Genomic DNA, 18,725 nt, shown 5'->3' with positions numbered 1-18,725 from the left:
AGATTATTCCAGATACTCGATCGGGCAAACTGCAACCGCTACTGTTACAGCAGAACCCGCCCTAACCCCTCCTTGTAAAAGGGGGGGATTTTTAGCGCGAAATATTTTTTTAGGGACTAAAAGCCTTTCACGGGCGGGCTGGATGCCCACCACACAAGCAGATTCACTCTTCGCTTCACAGGCATCTTGCCTGTTGTTGAGAATTGTGGAACAGGCATCTTGCCTGTTATCGAGCATGGTAGAAGATATCAGTTCGATCGCACAAAGTGCTGCTGCTTCTGCTACACTGGGCGTCCCGACTTCTTTGACTGCAATATTTGAAGGATTGGGGACTTCTACGGAACTTAAAATGTCAGCCGCAAAGGTTTTTAACGGCCAATTTCGCTCTTGACAAAGTTCCAGCAAGCCGACTTCACCTGATTTAGTGTCTATTGTAGCAATACCTGCGATCGCACTTTCGGCTAAATGATAGGCACGGCATACTTGTTTAATCGCAGTTTCGATTAATTCTTTGTGGGTTCCGCGTTCGCAACCTATCCCTATCCACAACACTCTTGGATGCCACTGAACCTTTGGCAAAGCAGATTCCGGCGAAAATTTTCTGTGCGTGAAACTAATCCAAATTCGGGCTTTGATAGTTGATAGATTTTCACCCTCCCAATACAAAGAATGTTTTTCGGGCAGACTGTTTTGCCACAAAGTAGAACCAACTTCTTGAATTACTTCTACAGTTTCCCCTCGAGCAATAGCCGCCGCCACTCCTGTCCAGTCACCTTCCCCCCGCTGCCAACCGCTGGGAATGTGTAGCATATCTAACGTAAATTCAGAGAGCATTATTCACAGATATAATCTTTAGTTTCACTCCGACCGCAATCTGTTAAAAAAGTTACACTCTTACTTAAAAAGTTCTGTATAATTTTAGCACAAACTGCAAAAAAAACATTTAATATGGTAGAGTTGAACCAGTTACTGTTAGAGTTTGAAAGCAACCTCACATGGGAAGCAGTGATCGAAGAATGGAAGGAACGTCGCGACTTTTGGATGAGCGAGGTGTCAGCAGCAATTGACCAAAAACACCTAGCCAAATTGCTAGTTGAATTAGAATCAAATTTTCAGCGACAAGCGGTACAAAGTCTCTGGAAAATGATCCGTGAAAGTTGGGTAGCAGAATGTCATATAGCATCGACGCTGGAAGAAGTATCAAGTCTACTGCTGGAACTTGAAAGCAATACAACTTGGGAAGTAGTGACGGATGAATGGCAGAAAAACCGGGAGAATTGGGTACAGCAAATGTACAAATTTATAGAGTAATAATTCACTCAATCAAAATCCACTTTCATGGTGAATGATGTCCCTCCTGTGCGGTTGATTGTCTCGCTTCCCTCAATTACTTTAAATCCAGATCGCTCGTACAAACTCAGCGCTCGATTCGAGCTTCTGACACTCAGGGATACCGATCGATAAGATGCTTTTGCTGCTGACAGCAAACGAGTCAGCAACTGCGTTCCTACACCCTGATTTGTATATTCTGGAAGCACGGCGATCGCCAATTCCGGGGTAGTATCGTCAACCCAGCCAAAGCCCTTGTCATCCTCTGCAAACAAACGCAGCCAGGCTGCTCCTACTGGCTGGCTGCCGTTCAATTCGATCGCTGCGAAGCCCAAATCGCTTGCACGTCCCCAATTCTGGACATATTTCGCAATTAAAGGATGATTGACAACAGCTTGCACCGTTGATTCACCTTCTTCTGCCATGTGCGCCGCTTCATACAGCATTTGCCACAAAAAAGGCTCGTCTTCCTGCGTTAGCGGTCGAATAGAATAGTGCAAAACTTTCCTCATAACAAGTTTTCCCTGTTGCCCTAATTATTCATCTTTAATTAAAACCCCATTCAGAAAAATATCTGCGAGTCCTTCAGCCATTTCCTGCATTTGCTGCACAGAAGCATTCGGTTCCATAATCGTATTTTGACTGAAACCCGCGACTGCAAACATTCCCAAAAATACCTGAGCGACAATCTTCGGATTCATCTTCCGATAAACTCCTTTTTCCATAGCCGTCTCAAAAAAAGCCTCAGCCACATTAGTCATTTTTCCGATGACTTCCAACTGAATTCGATCGCGCAAATCCGGGTGAAATTGCGCCTCCAAAAAACACACCCGCATCATGTCGCTATTTGAGCGGATATTCAGCATCCGCCGCCGCATCACCTGAGCCACTGCTTTGTAACTGCCCATCTCGCTTAATTCAGTCAGCAAATCCGTCAGCAACTCCACCCATCCTTCCGTCGCCACCTCAATCAAAATCGCTTTTTTATTATCAAAATGCCGAAATAGCGTACCCTCCGCCACCCCCGCCGCCGCTGCTAAATCGCGAGTTGTAGTGCCGTCGTATCCGCTGCGGGCAAACAACCGCTGAGCGGCTTGTAAAATCCGCTTCTTGGTTTCTGTTTCAGAAGGAGGAGACTGATTAAAAATTCGCATGGCTTTGCAATCGGTAATTGGCGACTTGGAACTACTGGTTCGGGACTGAAGGGCTAAATAATGTTAAGTTTTAAGTTGTGCGCGGCTTTAATCCCCAACTTAAAACTCCTCGCCGGGCCCCAGACCCTTTGTGAGATTTGCTGTATCAGCCTAACATCTGGGGCGCAACAGATCGCTTATGCCTCCAAAAATCTTTATCCTTAAAAAAGAATCTCTGGCCGCCGAGCACAAACATTTTTTGTTTGACAATCCAAAATCTAAAATCTAAAATCTAAAATCGAATGATCCCGCAGTTCCAAAAACCCCGTGAAGCGAAGCTATCCCGTAGGGAATCGCCCGCGAGCCAAACTCGATTCATCGCCTTCCTGCTGGCCGCTGTACTGCTGTGGTGGGGCATTTCTCCCGAAATCGCCCTCGCCCGCCCCAACCCCGCTAGCGGCTCCCAAGCAGTCTCTGTTCAACCGTCGCTCGATCGAGTAATCAGCCAAGTCACCGAATTTAAGCTCGACAACGGCATGACATTCATCGTGCTCGAAAGGCCAAGAGCACCCGTAGCATCGTTTCTGATTTACGCCGATGTGGGCGGGGCAAACGAACCCGACGGTCAAACAGGTGTCGCTCACTATCTCGAACATTTAGCCTTCAAAGGCACGCCAAAAATCGGCACTACCGACTACAAAGCCGAAAAGCCGCTGCTAGAAAAACAAGACCAACTCTTCGAGCAAATACAAGCAGCCAAAGCCAGTGGCAAAACTGAAGAAGTCGCCACATTAAAAGCAGAATTTGACAAAGTTGAAGCCGAAGCTTCGCAATTTGTCAAGCGCAACGAACTGGGCAAAATAGTCGAACAAGCCGGCGGAGTCGGACTAAATGCCGCTACTTCTACCGACGCCACAATGTATTTTTACAGCCTTCCAGCTAATAAGTTAGAAATGTGGATGTCGCTGGAATCCGAGCGATTTCTCGAACCAGTATTTCGGGAATTTTACAAGGAAAAACAGGTAATTTTAGAAGAGCGCAGGCTGCGAACCGAGAATTCTCCGATCGGACAAATGGTTGAAGTTTTTGCCAACAAAGCTTTCTCTGTTCATCCCTACCGCCGCCCCGTAATTGGCTACACTGAAGACATTCAAAACCTCAGCCGCAGCGACGTGCAGAAGTTTTTCGAGACTCACTACGTCCCCAGCAAGCTGACTGTGGCGGTGGTAGGAGACGTGAAAGCTTCGGAGGTGAAGCGACTCGCTCAAATTTATTTCGGCCGTTACAAGGCTTCACCAGCACCTCCAGAATTGCAAATTGTCGAACCTCCTCAAACCCAAACTCAGGAAGTGACGCTGCAATTAAAAACTCAACCTTGGTATTTGGAAGGATACCACCGGCCGGCGATGAATCATCCCGACAATGCGATTTATGAAATGATTGGTTCTTTGCTCAGCGATGGCCGCACTTCTCGGCTTTACAAATCTTTGGTAGAACAGCAGCAATTGGCGCTCGCGGCTCAAGGTTTCAGCGGTTATCCGGGGGACAAGTATCCGAATTTGATGTTATTTTACGCTCAAACTGCTCCGGGCCGCACGGTTGATGAAGTAGCCTCCGCTTTGAGCAAGGAAATCGATCGCCTGAAAACTGAGCCGGTTTCTGATTTGGAATTGGATCGAGTGAAAACTCAGGCGAGAGCCGATTTGTTGCGATCGCTCAATTCTAATATGGGCATGGCATTTTCCCTGCTGGATTATCAAGTAAAAACCGGTTCGTGGCGAAATTTGTTCAAGGAATTGGATGCGATCGCGGCTGTTACTCCCGCTGACATTCAGCGTGTTTCTCAGGCAACTTTCCGCCCGGAAAACCGCACGATTGGTAAGCTTTTGCCGCTGTAAGAACAAGGAAGAAGGAAGAAGGAAGAAGGAAGAAAGACTCGTTCTCAGGCTCTGCCTGGGAACGCAGATCCAGAGGCTTTGCCTCGATTTAGAATCGGCGGTTGAAACCGATCCTGCACAAACGAAGTCTGCCCGCGCCGACTAAGAAATAGACTCGCATTTAGGGCAAGTACCAAGCACCGCCCCTACGCTATGTCACAATAAAAAACTTAGGAGAAAGAATGAAAATGACTAAATTGAGACTGAAAAAAGTAAAGTTATTTCTGCTGTCGCTTTGCTTTTTTACTGTTTCACTTGGCACGTTTAATTTGTTACCTTCCTTTGCGGCACCAAAACACTACGACGAATTAACATTTCCCCCGCTGTCAGAAATTAAACTGCCTAAATACACTCGTTTCGAGCTGAAAAATGGCATCCGGGTGTATCTGATGGAAGATCGGGAACTCCCTTTAGTCGATGGAACGGCGCTATTTCGGACGGGCGATCGTTTTGAACCTGCCGATAAAGTTGGATTGGGAGGTTTGACGGGAGAAGTGATGCGAACTGGCGGCACTAGCCGACATACGGCTGATGAACTAAATCAGTTGCTAGAACAGCGAGCAGCTTCGGTAGAAACGGGGATTGATGTTACTTCTGGTACCGCTAATTTTAGTGCTTTAGCTGAAGATGTGGAACCCGTGTTTGATTTATTTGCGGAAGTGATTAGGGAGCCAATATTTGCTCAGGAAAAGTTAGATTTAGCGAAGAAGCAAACTCAAGGTGCGATCGCCCGCCGCAATGACGATCCTAACGACATTACCGGCCGCGAGTTTGACAAGTTAATTTACGGCGATCGCAGTCCTTACGCGCGCACGGTAGAATACAAAACCCTCGCCAATATTTCCCGCGACGATGTGGTGAGTTTCTACCAGAAATATTTCCATCCCAAGAATATGATTTTGGGTATTTCCGGCGATTTTGATACAGCTAAAATGCGATCGCTCGTCGAGCAAAAATTTGGCAACTGGCAACCGAGTCAAAGTGCAGAAGTGCCTGCGCTACCAACGGTATCGCCAGCAAATGGGGGCGGCATATTTTTAGTCAATCAGCCGCAATTAAGTCAAAGTTACGTGCAACTGGGACATTTGGGCGGAATGCTCAGCAGTCCAGATTACGGTGCTTTGGACGTAATGAACGGGGTTCTCAACGGTTTTGGCGGCCGTTTGTTTAATAATGTGCGATCGCGCCAAGGCTTAGCTTATTCAGTATACGCCGCTTGGAGTCCGAGATATGACTATCCGGGGGTGTTTGTCGCAGGAGGCCAAACGCGATCGGATGCAACAGTACCGTTTATCCAGGCAATTCGCGCCGAGATCGATCGTATCCGCACCGAACCAATTACCCCGGCAGAATTAGCTTTTGCTAAAGATTCCACACTCAATTCTTTCATCTTTAAATTTGAAAATCCAAGTCAAACTTTGTCGCGATTAATGCGCTACGAATACTACGGTTATCCCGAAGATTTCATTTTTCGCCACCGCCGCAGCATCGAAGCAGCAACAATTGCCGACGTGCAGCGCGTAGCCAAGACCTACTTGAAACCGGATAATTTGGTAACATTAGTAGTGGGAAATACGGCGGCAATTCAACCGCCGTTATCGAGTTTGGGAACTTCGGTCAAAGTGCAATCTGTTGATATCACAATTCCCTCGGCGACTTAATTTATTTGTGATTATGAGTCGCCGATCCGGGTAAGGACACGGCAATGCCGTGTCCCTCCTCTTTGTCGCACAATCCTCAACTAAAAATCAATGCTCAAAGGTGCTCTCGGAAACGGAATCACATCCCTAATATTCCCCATTCCCGTCATAAACTGCACCAGCCGTTCAAATCCCAAACCAAACCCAGCGTGAGGCACAGTACCGTAGCGGCGCAAATCCAAATACCACCACAATTCCTCCTTATTCATACCCTGGGCTTCCATGCGCCGCTCCAACACATCCAGCCTTTCTTCCCGCTGCGAACCGCCGATAATTTCCCCAATATTAGGAGCCAAAACATCCATTGCTCGCACCGTTTTTTCGTCCTCGTTTAAACGCATATAAAATGCTTTAATTCCGACGGGATAATCGCTGACAATAGTCGGCTTTTTAAACAAATCCTCAGCCAAATAACGCTCGTGTTCCGACTGCAAATCCAAGCCCCAACTTACCGGAAAATCAAACTTTTTGTCGGCTTTTTCCAAAAGTGCGATCGCCTCGGTATAAGTAATCCGCTCGAATTGATTGTTAATGATATTTTCAGCCGTAGCCAAAACTGTTTTGTCAATGCGCTCGTTGAAAAACTCCATATCTTCCGGGCAATGCTCCAAAACGTATTTAAAAATGTATTTTAAAAACGCCTCACCCAAATCCATATCTCCCTGCAAATCGCAGAAAGCCATCTCCGGTTCAATCATCCAGAACTCAGCTAAATGCCGCGAAGTATTAGAATTTTCCGCTCTGAAAGTAGGGCCAAAAGTGTAAACATTGCTGAAAGCCATCGCCATAACTTCCGCTTCCAACTGGCCGCTAACTGTTAAATAGGCGCGCTTTCCAAAAAAGTCTTTAGTATAATCAACCTCTTGCGAATCAGTGCGCGGCACGTTCTTTAAATCAAAGTTGGTAACGCCGAACATTTCCCCCGCACCTTCGCAGTCGCTAGCAGCAATAATCGGAGTGTGAACCCACAAAAAACCGCGTTCTTGAAAAAATTGGTGTACCGCCGCCGAACAAGCATTGCGGACTCTAAAGACGGCACCGTGGGTGTTTGTGCGCGGCCGCAAATGCGCGATTGTCCGCAAGAATTCAAAGGAATGGCGCTTTTTTTGCAGCGGATAAGTTTGCGGGTCTGCATCGCCGTAAACTTGCACTTGTGAGGCTTTCAACTCAATTCGCTGTCCCTTCGCCGGAGATGCTACCAACACTCCCGACACTTCTAGAGATGCACCTGTATTCAGTTGTTTCAGTAGATTTTCAAAGTCTGGCAAATCGGAATTTATGACTACTTGCAAGTTAGCCATCGCCGAACCATCGTTGACTTCGACAAAGGCAAATTCTTTCAATTCGCGTTTGGTACGAACCCAGCCTTGAACAGTTACAGTTTCGTCGGGTTCACCTGCGCGCAAAATTGCTGCTATTCGTTGATTTGTCATATTCACTCCTGTTTATTTAATATTTTGCACCATATTTCTCTCTTTTCTCTGACTCAGCGTTCTCTGTGGAACAGGCGTCCCGCCTGTGAATTTCTGCGGTTCATTAAAAAAATCATAAATCTCAACATAGTTCAACCTGTATAGGATTTCAAAATCCAACCGATCAAAATGCCGAGTCCCCCAAAGCGAACTGCTTGCCAAAAAGGTTGTTTTATGCTTCCCCAAGAAAACAGGCTGCTTTCTAAATTTAATTCGATAGTTTCCAATTCTTGCTCAATTTCCCGCAATTCTTTTTTGAGTTGGGGCAAGGGATTTTGGCGTTTAGACTGGCGGATTTCTTCGCGCCGATGGCCGAGTTCGACTTGGCGCTGTCGATCGACCTGAATTTGAGTGTACCGTTCTTTGACTGCCGCGAGCGATCGCTCCACTGCTGCGAGGGCTTGAACAAACTCGCTTTCATCATCTTCCGGTGTCTCTCGATTTAACTCTGATGGCTGTTGAGGCATTTCGATCTGCAAACCTGACAATAATTTAAAAAAACCGATTCGCTATGATTAGTTGTAATATTATGTCCAGTATATTATTTGTTAAAGTTAGAAACGGCAGCCAAATCCCTATAATTGCCACCTATGCTTGAAACTACACAAACAACCCAAACTGTCAACCTCAACGAGCTGAGCACGGTAGAACTAGCCCAAGCTCTAGCCGCGCGCCTCGCCATCCACGAAAAAGATTGGCACCGCCTCAAAGCCAACCGTTCCGCGCGGGCTTGCGAGCAAGCCGCGGCCGCTCTGGTCTTTTTGCTCAAAAAACAGCCGGAAGAGGCTCTCCCGCGCTTACAACAAGCAGCAGGATGGCTGGATCGATCGATATCGGCTCCTCCCTGTCCCACCCACGGCAAATAATTTATTTTGAGCGTTGAGTCTTGACTTTGGACTTGATTAGTCGCTCAAAATTTAGACAATCGCGCCGCTCGATCGAGCAGCGCGATTGTGAGATCAAAAGATTTATAATTTTCGATCTCAAAACTCACATTTTGCATTACGATCAGCTATCAATAGCCAGGTCTTTCAAATTCTCAGTCCAAGGTTGGGCCCGGAAACGAAAAAATTTGCAGGTCTAGCTGAGGTGAAAACTGCTACCAAATATAGGTGCTAGCGCAAGCGAGGCAGCCGGGAGCGACTGGGAATTTCTTTGCACAGCCGTAACTCTGTACCTTCAGAATTCCACTCTACGCGATCGAATATTTGGTAAAGAATAAACAAACCTCTACCACATTCTTGTTCAACATGGGGGAGTGCAGATTCATCTGCAACATCGTCTGCTAAGAGACTGTCGCAATCATCGGTATAAAGGTTGCAATTGCAAGGGGCATTAAAGCCAGAACCTTCATCCGATATCACCCACCAATATTGGTTTTGGACGACCGAAAAACGGACTCCAACAGTTTTAGCTGGGTCTAACTTGTTTCCATGCTTAGCAGCATTTACCAAAGCTTCTTGAAGCCCCAACCGCAATTCCGCTTGCCAGCGATCCGGAAGCTCTGCTAGGAGCAGATCCAAAATAGGACAAAGGTATAGGGTAGAAGCGAAGCTAATCGTAATCCAATTGCGTCCGACCGGACGGGCTGAAATAGCAATCACTCAGAAAACTCCCTAACTTTCAGGTGGATAAAGTTCACACCCTGCATAGTTGGCTCCCTAGTATTCAAAATGCTAATTAATTGAGCGGCGCAGCTCTATTTCTATCTTAGAGTATCCAAGCAGTTAAGAACAGCAAAGCACGTCACAAAATATTCTGCGATTCTCAGAAACTTCCGTCTAGAACCATCAGTAATTTTACTTATAACTTCTGCCTGCAGCCCGATGTTTGATGTCGGCTTTTGCCAACTAGCAATGCTTGGGCTCGCTGCCTCTTTGAAGCCGTCAACTGCTGCGTATCAAACGATCCCCACCTTGAAAAGCTTGCAAATATCTATAAACAAGCCGATCCCTTGACCCTGGCAAACGGAGTTCTGGCCTGGCAGCCCCTGGTTGGCGCCGATTGCCCCAAAACTTGTTCTTGCCAGCGCACAGCAAAATTATCATACCTAGGTGTGTTGCAGCAAAAACCCGATATCTTTCCCAAATGCGATCGGGCAAAATATCTCCTATTGGTGCGACCCTCACAAAATCAATATTCGTTACAAAACTTATTGTGTCTGAGTGAGATCGTCCGCGAGAACCCAACTCGCCCAAACTGACGAATGCTTTGCTACACGAACCCCGGCGCGTTTGCGACTCTTTATAAATCTGAACGTCGCGATACAATAGTTAAAGTAAATAATTATTTCTTTACATCATGCAAACAACCCCAGCCATCACCACAGCCCCCATAGCCGGCACTTACTGGCAGTGGCGGGGGCATTCAGTATACTACGTTAGATCCAGCGACCGGCATCCAGAACGCCCTCCCCTGCTGTTAATTCACGGTTTTGGCGCTTCCACAGACCACTGGCGCAAAAATATCAGCGGCCTGAGCAAAGACTTTGAAGTGTGGGCGATCGACCTGATCGGATTCGGGCGATCGGCAAAACCCGAATTGCAGTACAGCGGCGACCTCTGGCGCGACCAACTCCACGACTTTATCACCAACATCATCGGCCGGCCCGCCGTTCTAGCCGGCAACTCCCTCGGAGGCTACGCCGCCTTGTGTGTAGCAGCCGGGCGCCCCGAATCAGCCGCCGGACTCATATTGATCAACAGCGCCGGCCCCTTCAGCGAACCGCAGCCCGCACCCGAAGCCCCGCCTTTGCAAAAAGCCATATCTGCGGTAGTTAAAACCTTATTTCAGCAAGATTGGGCAAGTTTTCTGCTGTTCCAGTACGTGCGCCAGCGATCGACAATTCGGAAAACCCTGGAAAAAGTTTATCTCGACCAAAGCGCCGTCACAGACCAATTAGTAGAAGAAATTTACCTTCCCTCCTGCGATCCCGGTGCCTCCAAAGTATTCGCTTCCGTATTCCGAACACCTCAAGGCGAAAAAATTGACGTATTGCTGAGTCAATTAACCAGCCCATTGCTAATGCTGTGGGGAGAAGCTGACCCGTGGATGAATTCTACAGAAAGAAGCGCTAAATTTCGCAAACACTATCCGCAGTTGACAGAACACTTTATTAAAGCCGGTCACTGTCCCCACGACGAAGTACCAGAACAGATAAACGAACTGATTCGCGCATGGATAATTGATAAGGGCATAGGGCATAGGGCATAGGGCATGGGGCATGGGGCATGGGGCATGGGTTACTGGTTATTGGTTGCTGGTTATTAGAACGAACAACTAACAAGAAAAATAGGACAAATAAGCAATAAGCAATAACCAATGACTAATGACTAATGACTAATGACTGATGACTGATGACTTAATTTAACTTTCTGGTTAATCTCAACTCACATATTCTGAGGAGACAGAAACAATGACCCGCAAAAAGACTCGCCGCAATTTTATATTGAGCAGTATAGCTGTTGCCAGCGGTATTGCAGGTGCTACTGATGACTGATGACTTAATTTAACTTTCTGGTTAATCTCAACTCACATATTCTGAGGAGACAGAAACAATGACCCGCAAAAAGACTCGCCGCAATTTTATATTGAGCAGTATAGCTGTTGCCAGCGGTATTGCAGGTGCTAAGGCACTCGAACAGCAGGATCGGGAAATCGCAGCCGCACCCAATAACCAGGCGGCCGCCACAGTAAAAATGCCAGAACGACTGTTAGGCAACACCGGCGTGAAAGTGCCGATTTTCGGTTTGGGTGGGGCCGGACAAACACCGCTGTCGCAGCAGGGAAAAGAGGCAGAAGCGGTGGCGCAAATTGAACGCGCGATCGAACTAGGCATTCGTTATTTTGACACGGCAGCCGACTACGGGCCCAGCGAAGAAAACTTAGGCAAAGTTTTGCCAAAATATCGATCGGGCCTATTCTTAGCCACAAAAACTGCCGCCAGAGACAGAGACGGCGCGTGGAGAGATTTAGAGCGATCGCTCAAAAGATTGAAAACCGATCGGCTAGACTTGTGGCAACTCCACCACGTCTCATTCCAAACAGAATTAGACCAAATTTTCAGTGCCAAAGGAGCAATAAAGGCGATCGAAGAAGCCAAACAGCAAAAAATAATTCGTTTTTCCGGCATCACCGGACACCACGAACCAGCCATCATTGCCGCAGGCTTGCAGCGCTATCCTTTTGACACCACATTAATCTGCCTCAACGCCGCCGAAAAACACCATCCGCGCTCCTTTGTTACCAGCGCTTTACCAGTCGCCAAAGCCAAAAACATCGGCGTCATAGCCATGAAAATACCAGCTTACGGCAAATTATTTCAAAACGGTGTTTTAGATGGAATGCACCAAGCAATGGGCTACACGCTTTCACTTCCCGGCGTGCACTCTTGCATCATCGCTGCCGACTCAGTAAAGCAATTAGAAGAAAACTTCAAAGTCGCCCAAGCATTCCAACCCCTGAACACAACAGAAATGGCAGCACTTGAAAAACGCACCGCCGCCGCTTGGCAAGAAAATACATTTTTCAGAGAGTGGACTTAAAATACCAACTCTAGAATCCCCTTTTTCCTTTGTATTTATGGTGGCGCGGGCGAGACGCCCGTGAATCATCTTACAGCAGATTCCCCGTTCGTGAAGTACAGTCGCCTATCCTTCGATCCCTGTAGGGAGACGGCAATGCCGTGTCCCTACTCGCTCGACCTGGAATACGCTGTATGTGCGCTCGAACGGCTGCAATCAAATCAATTGTTTTGTAGTGAGGACTTGAGTCCTCATAAAACTACTAGGAGTCAAGTTCTCACTACAAACCTACAACGTTTATGTTACCCAACTTGCTTTTACCTGCGGTGAAAATACAGCAGATTCTACGTTTATGAAGTACACCCGCCTATCGTTCGATTCCCGTAGGGACACGGCGCCGTGCCGTGTCCCTACACTCCATAAACTTGGAATATGCTGTATAGCTACCGCCAAGTCGATCGGGAGATTTTAAATTGCTGAAACCATTGCGATTGTTGCTTCTTGTTTTTTCCTTCTTCCTTCTGGTATATCTCAAATCAAAAAATAAGACGACCTGGTTGGGTCGCCTTATTTTTTATCATAAAATTTGCAATTTGTCAACAGCAAACAGCTACTGTTTTTTCCGTTTAGCCTTATCTAACCGCCTGCGATCGCGCCACTCAGCCGCCGTCAAATAAGCGACCCCGCCAGTCACAATCAGCAGCAGTACAAAAGCCACTAAAACGAGAACATTAGCAATCGAAAATTCCACAACGCCTCTTCCTCTGATTTTACATTTTCTACTTTCGATTTTAGATTAAAAATGTTAACAATTAACTGTAAAATGTTGACGGTTAACTGTTAACTGTTAGCACTCGATTCAAACTGCTGGCAAATCTTCCAAAATTGTAAACCTCACATGATTAATTGCCAGACTCCCCACGGAAACCTCCTCCTTATTTAAAGGAAGACCCCCGCTGGTGAGACTTTGAAACCGAATTCCCTTGCCAATTTCTACGTGATACCAAGCCAAACCCATAAAAAATCGCAAAGGATAAGGGCCTCTGTCTTGAATATCATCAGGATTAGATTCCATCGGCACCCAGCCAAAACCCGGAATGTAAAATTCCAGCCAAACGTGATTGAAATCAGGCTCCAGCGACACCCCTTTTCTGTCCGCAAAAGCCGGACACTTGTAGCGCCCGATCGTGCGGCAAGCAATCCGGTTCAACCTTGCCAAAGCCAACAACAACCCCACGTACTCGCCGCAAGAACCGATGCCGCGGCGCAGTACAATATCGGGAGTGTCAATGTGAGGCCTAATCCCGTAAGAAAGTTGGTCGTAAACAAAATTGCGAATGCTCAGTAACTGCCTCAGAATATTAGTTTCCGAGCCAATGGCAGCCACAGCAGCCGATCGCACGATCTCCGTATCCATCGCCAAATTATCATTATCCACCAAATACTTAGCGGCAAACTCCGGCGACAGCTTGGGAATCTTTTCGACATCCCGAGGCGACAAGTGATACTTAATCGATCGAACTTCTAACAAAGCCTTCCAGCCAAAAATTCGGCGTTCCCCAGGGTGCAGCCGATCGAACTTAAACACCGCCACCCGTTCCCCTTCCTGAATTTCCTCAGTAAAAGGCATTCCGATCGGCGTCACACTCCTTACCTTTTGCCGGTGAGTTTCCGAAGGCAAAGCAATCCGCCACTCCAAATTTTCGATTTCTACCTCATCGAGAGGAGACAGTTCCTCCGCATAAGACATTTCCATCAAAAAACCGTTTGACAGAGCGTAGCGGTCAGCTTCATTGTAGTGAAAAGACAAAGGCTGAATAAAAGTGCGATCGCGCTTCGTCAACTGAAAAGGATCTTCTGAATTCGGATCGTCCCGGATGTAAAGTTCATCCCCGGCATAAGCCACGTACAGAACCTCCTCCCCAGTTTCCACATCCTTGTGAAAAGCCAAACCAGAAGGCGATTCAAAGGGAGTCAAAACGCTAAATTTAATCTCCCCAGTTCCCCGTTCCAAACAGTAAACAGTTTGCTCAGTCTTATCGCACACCCAAATTTCCTCATCCCGGACTGTGATATTTTCCACCCCAATACCCGGAGCGTAAAACCGAGTAATTTCGCGACCAGTTTTCAGGTCAAAAACCAGAATCGAGTTTAATCTTTGGCAAGTCGCATAAAGCGTAGATTGCCACACAGCAATCCCGTCAGCAGGATAAGAAAGCGAAACAAAATGTTCCGGCTTGAGTTCAGTTATCGCCCCGTCCCGAATTGCGCCCCGACAGCAACAAATATCCTCATCCCGCGCAAACCAGAGAGTATCTTCCGAAATAGCCAGCCCGGTTGCGCCGGCAAACTTAGCCGTTTGATAAGGATTCAAAACAGTAGTGTTGTCACTTTCTCGATCGATCTCCAATAGCAGCCCTTCGGCGCGATCGACAGCGAACAATCTATTTCCTAAAAAAGCAATGCCGTGCAGTGCCAAGACTCCTATGGGTCTTACCATCCGCAGCCCCGAAGGTTGTTTGTCCGAGAGAACAGGTGAATCGAGATTCATGTTAAATTTCTTGCCGCTATTGTACAGAAAACCTGATGTGTAAGTTGTAGCCGAGCGCTTGAGGTTCACAAGCAAAATTGCCGAGGTTCCTGATATCCAGGGCTGACGCATCAACCGGGTATTTTTAAGAAAAGACTCGTTGTAGCCTCTTGTCAGACCTAAAAAACCCGGAATATTTGTCTGGGTCAAAGTTGGGTTTAACAAGCTCAACCTAACTTGCGGCCCTGAATGCAACTAAGTATAACCACTAAGCTACCACTGAAAAACGCGACCGCGAAGTCCATGTCGATTGGAACGGCCAAACTAATCGTATCTGCCTAAAGATATAAATTAAGTACAACAGATTGCAGGATTCCCCAAAACCTTGGGTAGAATAAAATCGTGCGACAAAGTTTTTCGGTTCATCAGAAGGCAGGTTGGTCATGGCTTGGAAGTCTGCTCTAAACATCGGTGCCTTTTCCTTAATTCTGTCTTTAGAGGCAGTTGCCACCGGTAGTTTCTTAATACCAGCAGAGGCTATCAACAGCCCCGCAAACAGCGTCCAGCGCCCCTCACGACCCCAGCTACCTCTCAACTGGCAAACAGTTCAACCCCCTGAATCAAGCGGAAACAAACCGAACAGCCAGCAATTGAGAGCCGCATGGAATAACTTTCAACCGCCGGAGGACGGAGTACCTGGAAGGCGGGAAGGGGGAGGAACCCGCGGCTTAGAATGCCCCACGGCCACAACTGCTTTAACTGCCTTGATTCCCCAATCAACTATGGGGCAAACCATATCAGCAAAACCGACATTTTTTTACTACCTTCCCGTAGCCCTCGACAAAACAGTTCAGTTTGAGTTAGCAGACGAAAGGGACAAAACACTATACAAAAAAAGTTTTCGGATGGTAACTAGCCGTGCAGGTATCGTTAGCGTCAGCCTCGGCTCCGACGGCAACTCGCCAGCCCTGGAAGTGGGAAAAAACTATCAATGGTACTTTACTATCAAATGCAACCCAAAAAACTCTACAGATGATGTTCTCGTTTCCGGGTGGATCAACCGCACTGCACTCGCCCCAACCGTGAAAATAGAGTTGGATCGATCGCCCGACAGCCGCGCCAAACTCAGCATATTCGCCGAACAAGGTCTCTGGTACGAGTACCTGGCAACTCTAGCTCAATTGCGTATAGAGTCTCCCAGCGATGCCAGTTTAGCGCTCAAGTGGTTAGAAGTGTTGAACTCAGTCGAACTTGGCAACATCGCCCAAGAACCATTAGTCACCAGTGAGTTAACACCTATCACAAGAAAATAATTCGACACCAGTTTCAAAAAAGAATGCAACCGTAGCCCCCTGCCCCAAACCCCGATCGCCATAAGTCATTGCCAAATCAAAAATCTAAAATCTAAAATGGTATGACTTCTGGAGCAAGTATCAAAAACCCGGTTTCGATTGTCGTATTTGACAGTGCTACAGATGATTTTTGCCTGTTCCGCGTTTTTTGGTCGATCGTCCTCAATAAATTAAAATTTTTGTACTCGTAAGCAGTTCCGCCTCGCTTGCCTCTTGAAAGCCCGACTGGGGAAATTTTTATTGTTAAATTGCGCTCAATACTAAATGATAAACTGGCAGAGTCAAGCAGCATACCAACTTATTTTAGACAAAATATTAATTATGCGCCCGAGTGCAAATATTGCAATATTTCGGTTGGCGATTTCGCTTCTGACTGGGCTCCCGATCGCTTGCTTTTATGCCAATAAAGCTATATCCCAAACTGCCGATATTTCTCAGTTGCCAGCCGCCGCTGACAACTCAGCAGATCCGGGCAACGAAGTATTAGCACTGCAAAAACTGGAAATCAAGCAAAATGAAACTGCCACAAATTTAAATCAACTCCCCGATTGGATCGAGACCGACTCCGAACCAGAAGCACAATCGAACCCCGCCGAGAACAGGCAAGATGCCTGTTCCACAATCGATGAAACTGCTTGTGGTGCTGGCATCTTGCCCGAATCAAAAAATCTGGTTGACAGCGATCCCCAATGTCAGAACCCGCTAGATTGTAATTTTTTAGCCCAGAACCCGCAGACGCCACCGGGAAACCTCCCGCCCGACTTAAACCGCGATCGTCGAGTACCAAATCCGCTGTTACCGCCGACTCAGCCAGATCCAAATCGCGATCGATTTCTGCAACCGGCCCCCCAGCCTTCGCCAGAACCTCCCCAATTACCGCCAACAGTAGCGCCTAGCCCTCCGTCGCCAGTTCCCCCAACCCTGCCGAATACAGCAATTGAGGTGCAGAAAATTCAAGTAGTTGGCAGCACAATTTTAAGTCAAGACGAAATTAATGCCTTAGTCAAGCCGTTAGAGGGCAGTTCTGCCACCCTAGAACAACTCAAACAAATCGCCGACAAAATTACCGAAATTTACCTCAATCGTGGCTACATCACTTCGAGAGCAGTCTTGCCGCCCCAAACTATCACCGCAGGGGTAGTCCAAATTCAAGTTATCGAAGGCAAGCTAGCCCGAATTGAGGTAGAAGGAACTAAAAGATTGCATCCAAGTTACATCCGCAGCCGGATTCGACTCGGTGCCGGAATGCCTTTAAGCACAGCTTCCTTAGAAGACCAACTGCGGCTGTTGCGGGTCGATCCTTTATTTGACAATGTAGAAGCCAGCCTGCGGGCTGGGGATAATGAAGGCGAGAGCATTCTGATAGTCCGAGTCTCGGAAGCTAATCCGTTTCAACCTACTTTCAGCTTTGACAATTATTCGCCTCCGAGTGTCGGTTCCGAAAGATTGGGAGTTAGTCTGCGGCACCGCAATATAACAGGAAATGGCGACGAACTTGCAGCGGCTTATTATCGATCGCTTGGCGATTCAGACGTGTTCGATTTCAGCTACCGCATCCCGCTAAATGCGATGAACGGCACTTTGCAGTTGAGGGCGGCACCGAACCGAAACAGTATCGTACAAGAACCTTTTGACAGTTTTGACATTTCGGGAAAATCGCATTTATTTGAAATTAGTTACCGCCAGCCGCTGCGGAGAACCCCGATCGAAGAATTTGCCTTGTCTGCCGGTTTTACTTATCAGACAGGCAGAACTTTTGTCGCCGGCGACCCCTATGCTTTTGGCATCGGGCCGGACTCCAATGGTGTCAGCACTACGAGTGCAATTAAGCTGGGACAGGACTACATTCGGCGCGACCCCCAGGGCGCTTGGGCCTTGCGATCGCAATTTACGATCGGCACTAGCTTGTTTGATGCTACTCAAAACGAAGGTTCCGATCCAGACGGACAATTTTTAAGTTGGCTGGGTCAAGTGCAGCGAGTACAGCGATTGAATGACAAACATTTATTAATTTTGCAGGCAGACTTGCAGTTGTCAGCTAATAGTTTGTTGCCTTCCCAGCAATTTGTAATTGGCGGCGGGCAATCTTTGCGCGGCTACCGCCAAAATGTCCGTTCTGGCGATAACGGCCTCAGAGTTTCCATCGAAGATCGGATTACTTTGCAGCGCGATGCTTCGGGAAATCCCAAACTACAATTAGCTCCATTTTTGGATGCGGGTACGGTATGGAACGTTGCGAACAATCCTAATAAATTAACCAATCAGACATTTTTAGCAGGTGTGGGTTTGGGGGTAATCTGGGAACCGATACAGCGGGTGAACCTGCGCGTAGATTACGCTTTTCCTTTGGTGAGGATTAGCGATAAAGGCGACAATCTGCAAGATAACGGCATTTACTTCAACATAATTTATACGCCCTAAAATGAGCGATCGCCAGCTCTGCTACGCATATAAATTGTCTGTTATGGCAGAGGAGATATGGGAACAGGGGGGGAGTGGGAGATGAAGAAAATATGGCGCTGCTCAATAGCGCGATCGATCGATCGTTGAGGAATGGGGACATCCTAGAATTTGAAAGCTTGACCTCAATTCATAGCACCATTATGCAACGCCTTTTTTTAAACTTTATTACTGCCAACTTATCTTTTTTGAGACTACTATAGCGATGCTAAATCATTTGTGAATTTCTTACTCCCTCCCCGCGAGTTCGGGGAGGGCTGGGGTGGGGTAAAAAATTTACGACTCCCGC

General features: G+C 47.3%; 17 protein-coding genes. 9 read left to right on the top strand and 8 right to left on the bottom strand.

The window, feature by feature from the left end:
- Positions 1–3 precede the first annotated feature (3 nt).
- On the bottom strand, positions 4–834 hold the full coding sequence (locus tag QUA80_RS06145) for a cobalamin biosynthesis protein (protein WP_333422389.1): 831 nt from the start codon (positions 832–834) through the stop codon (positions 4–6).
- Positions 835–948: 114 nt separating this feature from the next.
- Between QUA80_RS06145 and QUA80_RS06140 the strand changes: the two genes are divergently transcribed.
- Complete coding sequence (locus QUA80_RS06140; RefSeq protein WP_333422387.1) at positions 949–1,311, top strand: hypothetical protein; 363 nt, start codon at positions 949–951, stop codon at positions 1,309–1,311.
- Positions 1,312–1,319: 8 nt separating this feature from the next.
- Here the strand turns inward: QUA80_RS06140 and QUA80_RS06135 are convergent, their stop codons facing one another.
- Together QUA80_RS06135 and QUA80_RS06130 are read right to left on the bottom strand one after the other, a co-directional pair.
- The gene (locus QUA80_RS06135) at positions 1,320–1,841 is read right to left on the bottom strand and encodes a GNAT family N-acetyltransferase (protein WP_333422385.1); all 522 of its coding nucleotides are present in this window, start codon (positions 1,839–1,841) and stop codon (positions 1,320–1,322) included.
- Between the two features lie 24 nt (positions 1,842–1,865).
- Positions 1,866–2,483: a helix-turn-helix domain-containing protein gene (locus QUA80_RS06130; RefSeq protein WP_333422383.1), complete on the bottom strand. Its 618-nt coding sequence runs from the start codon at positions 2,481–2,483 to the stop codon at positions 1,866–1,868.
- Positions 2,484–2,764: 281 nt separating this feature from the next.
- On the opposite strand from QUA80_RS06130, the gene QUA80_RS06125 reads away from it, so the two are divergent.
- Together QUA80_RS06125 and QUA80_RS06120 are read left to right on the top strand one after the other, a co-directional pair.
- Positions 2,765–4,360, top strand: a complete 1,596-nt coding sequence (locus tag QUA80_RS06125; protein WP_333422381.1) for a pitrilysin family protein — start codon at positions 2,765–2,767, stop codon at positions 4,358–4,360.
- Between the two features lie 221 nt (positions 4,361–4,581).
- The gene (locus QUA80_RS06120; RefSeq protein ID WP_333422379.1) at positions 4,582–6,060 is read left to right on the top strand and encodes a pitrilysin family protein; all 1,479 of its coding nucleotides are present in this window, start codon (positions 4,582–4,584) and stop codon (positions 6,058–6,060) included.
- Positions 6,061–6,140: 80 nt separating this feature from the next.
- On the opposite strand, the gene asnS is transcribed toward QUA80_RS06120, so the two are convergent.
- The gene (gene asnS, locus QUA80_RS06115; RefSeq protein ID WP_333422377.1) at positions 6,141–7,532 is read right to left on the bottom strand and encodes an asparagine--tRNA ligase; all 1,392 of its coding nucleotides are present in this window, start codon (positions 7,530–7,532) and stop codon (positions 6,141–6,143) included.
- 131 nt (positions 7,533–7,663) lie between these two features.
- A complete protein-coding gene (locus QUA80_RS06110) occupies positions 7,664–8,038 on the bottom strand; it encodes a DUF2203 domain-containing protein (protein WP_333422375.1) in 375 nt (124 codons plus the stop codon).
- 123 nt (positions 8,039–8,161) lie between these two features.
- Here QUA80_RS06110 and QUA80_RS06105 point away from each other — a divergent pair, with 123 nt between their 5' ends.
- A complete protein-coding gene (locus QUA80_RS06105; RefSeq protein WP_333231368.1) occupies positions 8,162–8,437 on the top strand; it encodes a DUF6439 family protein in 276 nt (91 codons plus the stop codon).
- 249 nt (positions 8,438–8,686) lie between these two features.
- Here the strand turns inward: QUA80_RS06105 and QUA80_RS06100 are convergent, their stop codons facing one another.
- Entirely contained in the window at positions 8,687–9,175 is a 489-nt protein-coding gene (locus tag QUA80_RS06100) for an anti-sigma regulatory factor (RefSeq protein WP_333422373.1), read from the bottom strand.
- A 697-nt stretch (positions 9,176–9,872) separates the two neighbouring features.
- Here QUA80_RS06100 and QUA80_RS06095 point away from each other — a divergent pair.
- Both QUA80_RS06095 and QUA80_RS06090 read left to right on the top strand, forming a co-directional pair.
- Positions 9,873–10,784: an alpha/beta fold hydrolase gene (locus QUA80_RS06095; protein WP_333422371.1), complete on the top strand. Its 912-nt coding sequence runs from the start codon at positions 9,873–9,875 to the stop codon at positions 10,782–10,784.
- Positions 10,785–11,128: 344 nt separating this feature from the next.
- On the top strand, positions 11,129–12,115 hold the full coding sequence (locus QUA80_RS06090) for an aldo/keto reductase (protein ID WP_333422369.1): 987 nt from the start codon (positions 11,129–11,131) through the stop codon (positions 12,113–12,115).
- 589 nt (positions 12,116–12,704) lie between these two features.
- Here QUA80_RS06090 and QUA80_RS06085 read toward each other — a convergent pair.
- Both QUA80_RS06085 and QUA80_RS06080 read right to left on the bottom strand, forming a co-directional pair.
- Positions 12,705–12,845 carry a hypothetical protein gene (locus tag QUA80_RS06085; RefSeq protein WP_333422367.1) on the bottom strand — a complete coding sequence of 47 codons (141 nt, stop codon included), beginning with the start codon at positions 12,843–12,845 and terminating at the stop codon, positions 12,705–12,707.
- Positions 12,846–12,953: 108 nt separating this feature from the next.
- Complete coding sequence (locus QUA80_RS06080; protein WP_333422453.1) at positions 12,954–14,645, bottom strand: transglutaminase family protein; 1,692 nt, start codon at positions 14,643–14,645, stop codon at positions 12,954–12,956.
- A gap of 422 nt (positions 14,646–15,067) precedes the next feature.
- On the opposite strand from QUA80_RS06080, the gene QUA80_RS06075 reads away from it, so the two are divergent.
- From QUA80_RS06075 to QUA80_RS06065, 3 genes are all read left to right on the top strand, one after another.
- Positions 15,068–15,937, top strand: a complete 870-nt coding sequence (locus QUA80_RS06075) for a DUF928 domain-containing protein (protein ID WP_333422365.1) — start codon at positions 15,068–15,070, stop codon at positions 15,935–15,937.
- A gap of 101 nt (positions 15,938–16,038) precedes the next feature.
- Positions 16,039–16,167, top strand: a complete 129-nt coding sequence (locus QUA80_RS06070) for a hypothetical protein (RefSeq protein ID WP_333422363.1) — start codon at positions 16,039–16,041, stop codon at positions 16,165–16,167.
- A 73-nt stretch (positions 16,168–16,240) separates the two neighbouring features.
- Complete coding sequence (locus tag QUA80_RS06065) at positions 16,241–18,397, top strand: ShlB/FhaC/HecB family hemolysin secretion/activation protein (RefSeq protein ID WP_333422361.1); 2,157 nt, start codon at positions 16,241–16,243, stop codon at positions 18,395–18,397.
- Positions 18,398–18,725 lie beyond the last annotated feature (328 nt).

It is taken from the genome of Microcoleus sp. F4-D5, assembly GCF_036704885.1.
Classification (GTDB): Bacteria; Cyanobacteriota; Cyanobacteriia; order Cyanobacteriales; family Microcoleaceae; genus Microcoleus.
The sequence above is the reverse complement of the archived record's forward strand: the minus strand, read 5'-3'. Positions and strand labels throughout refer to the sequence as shown.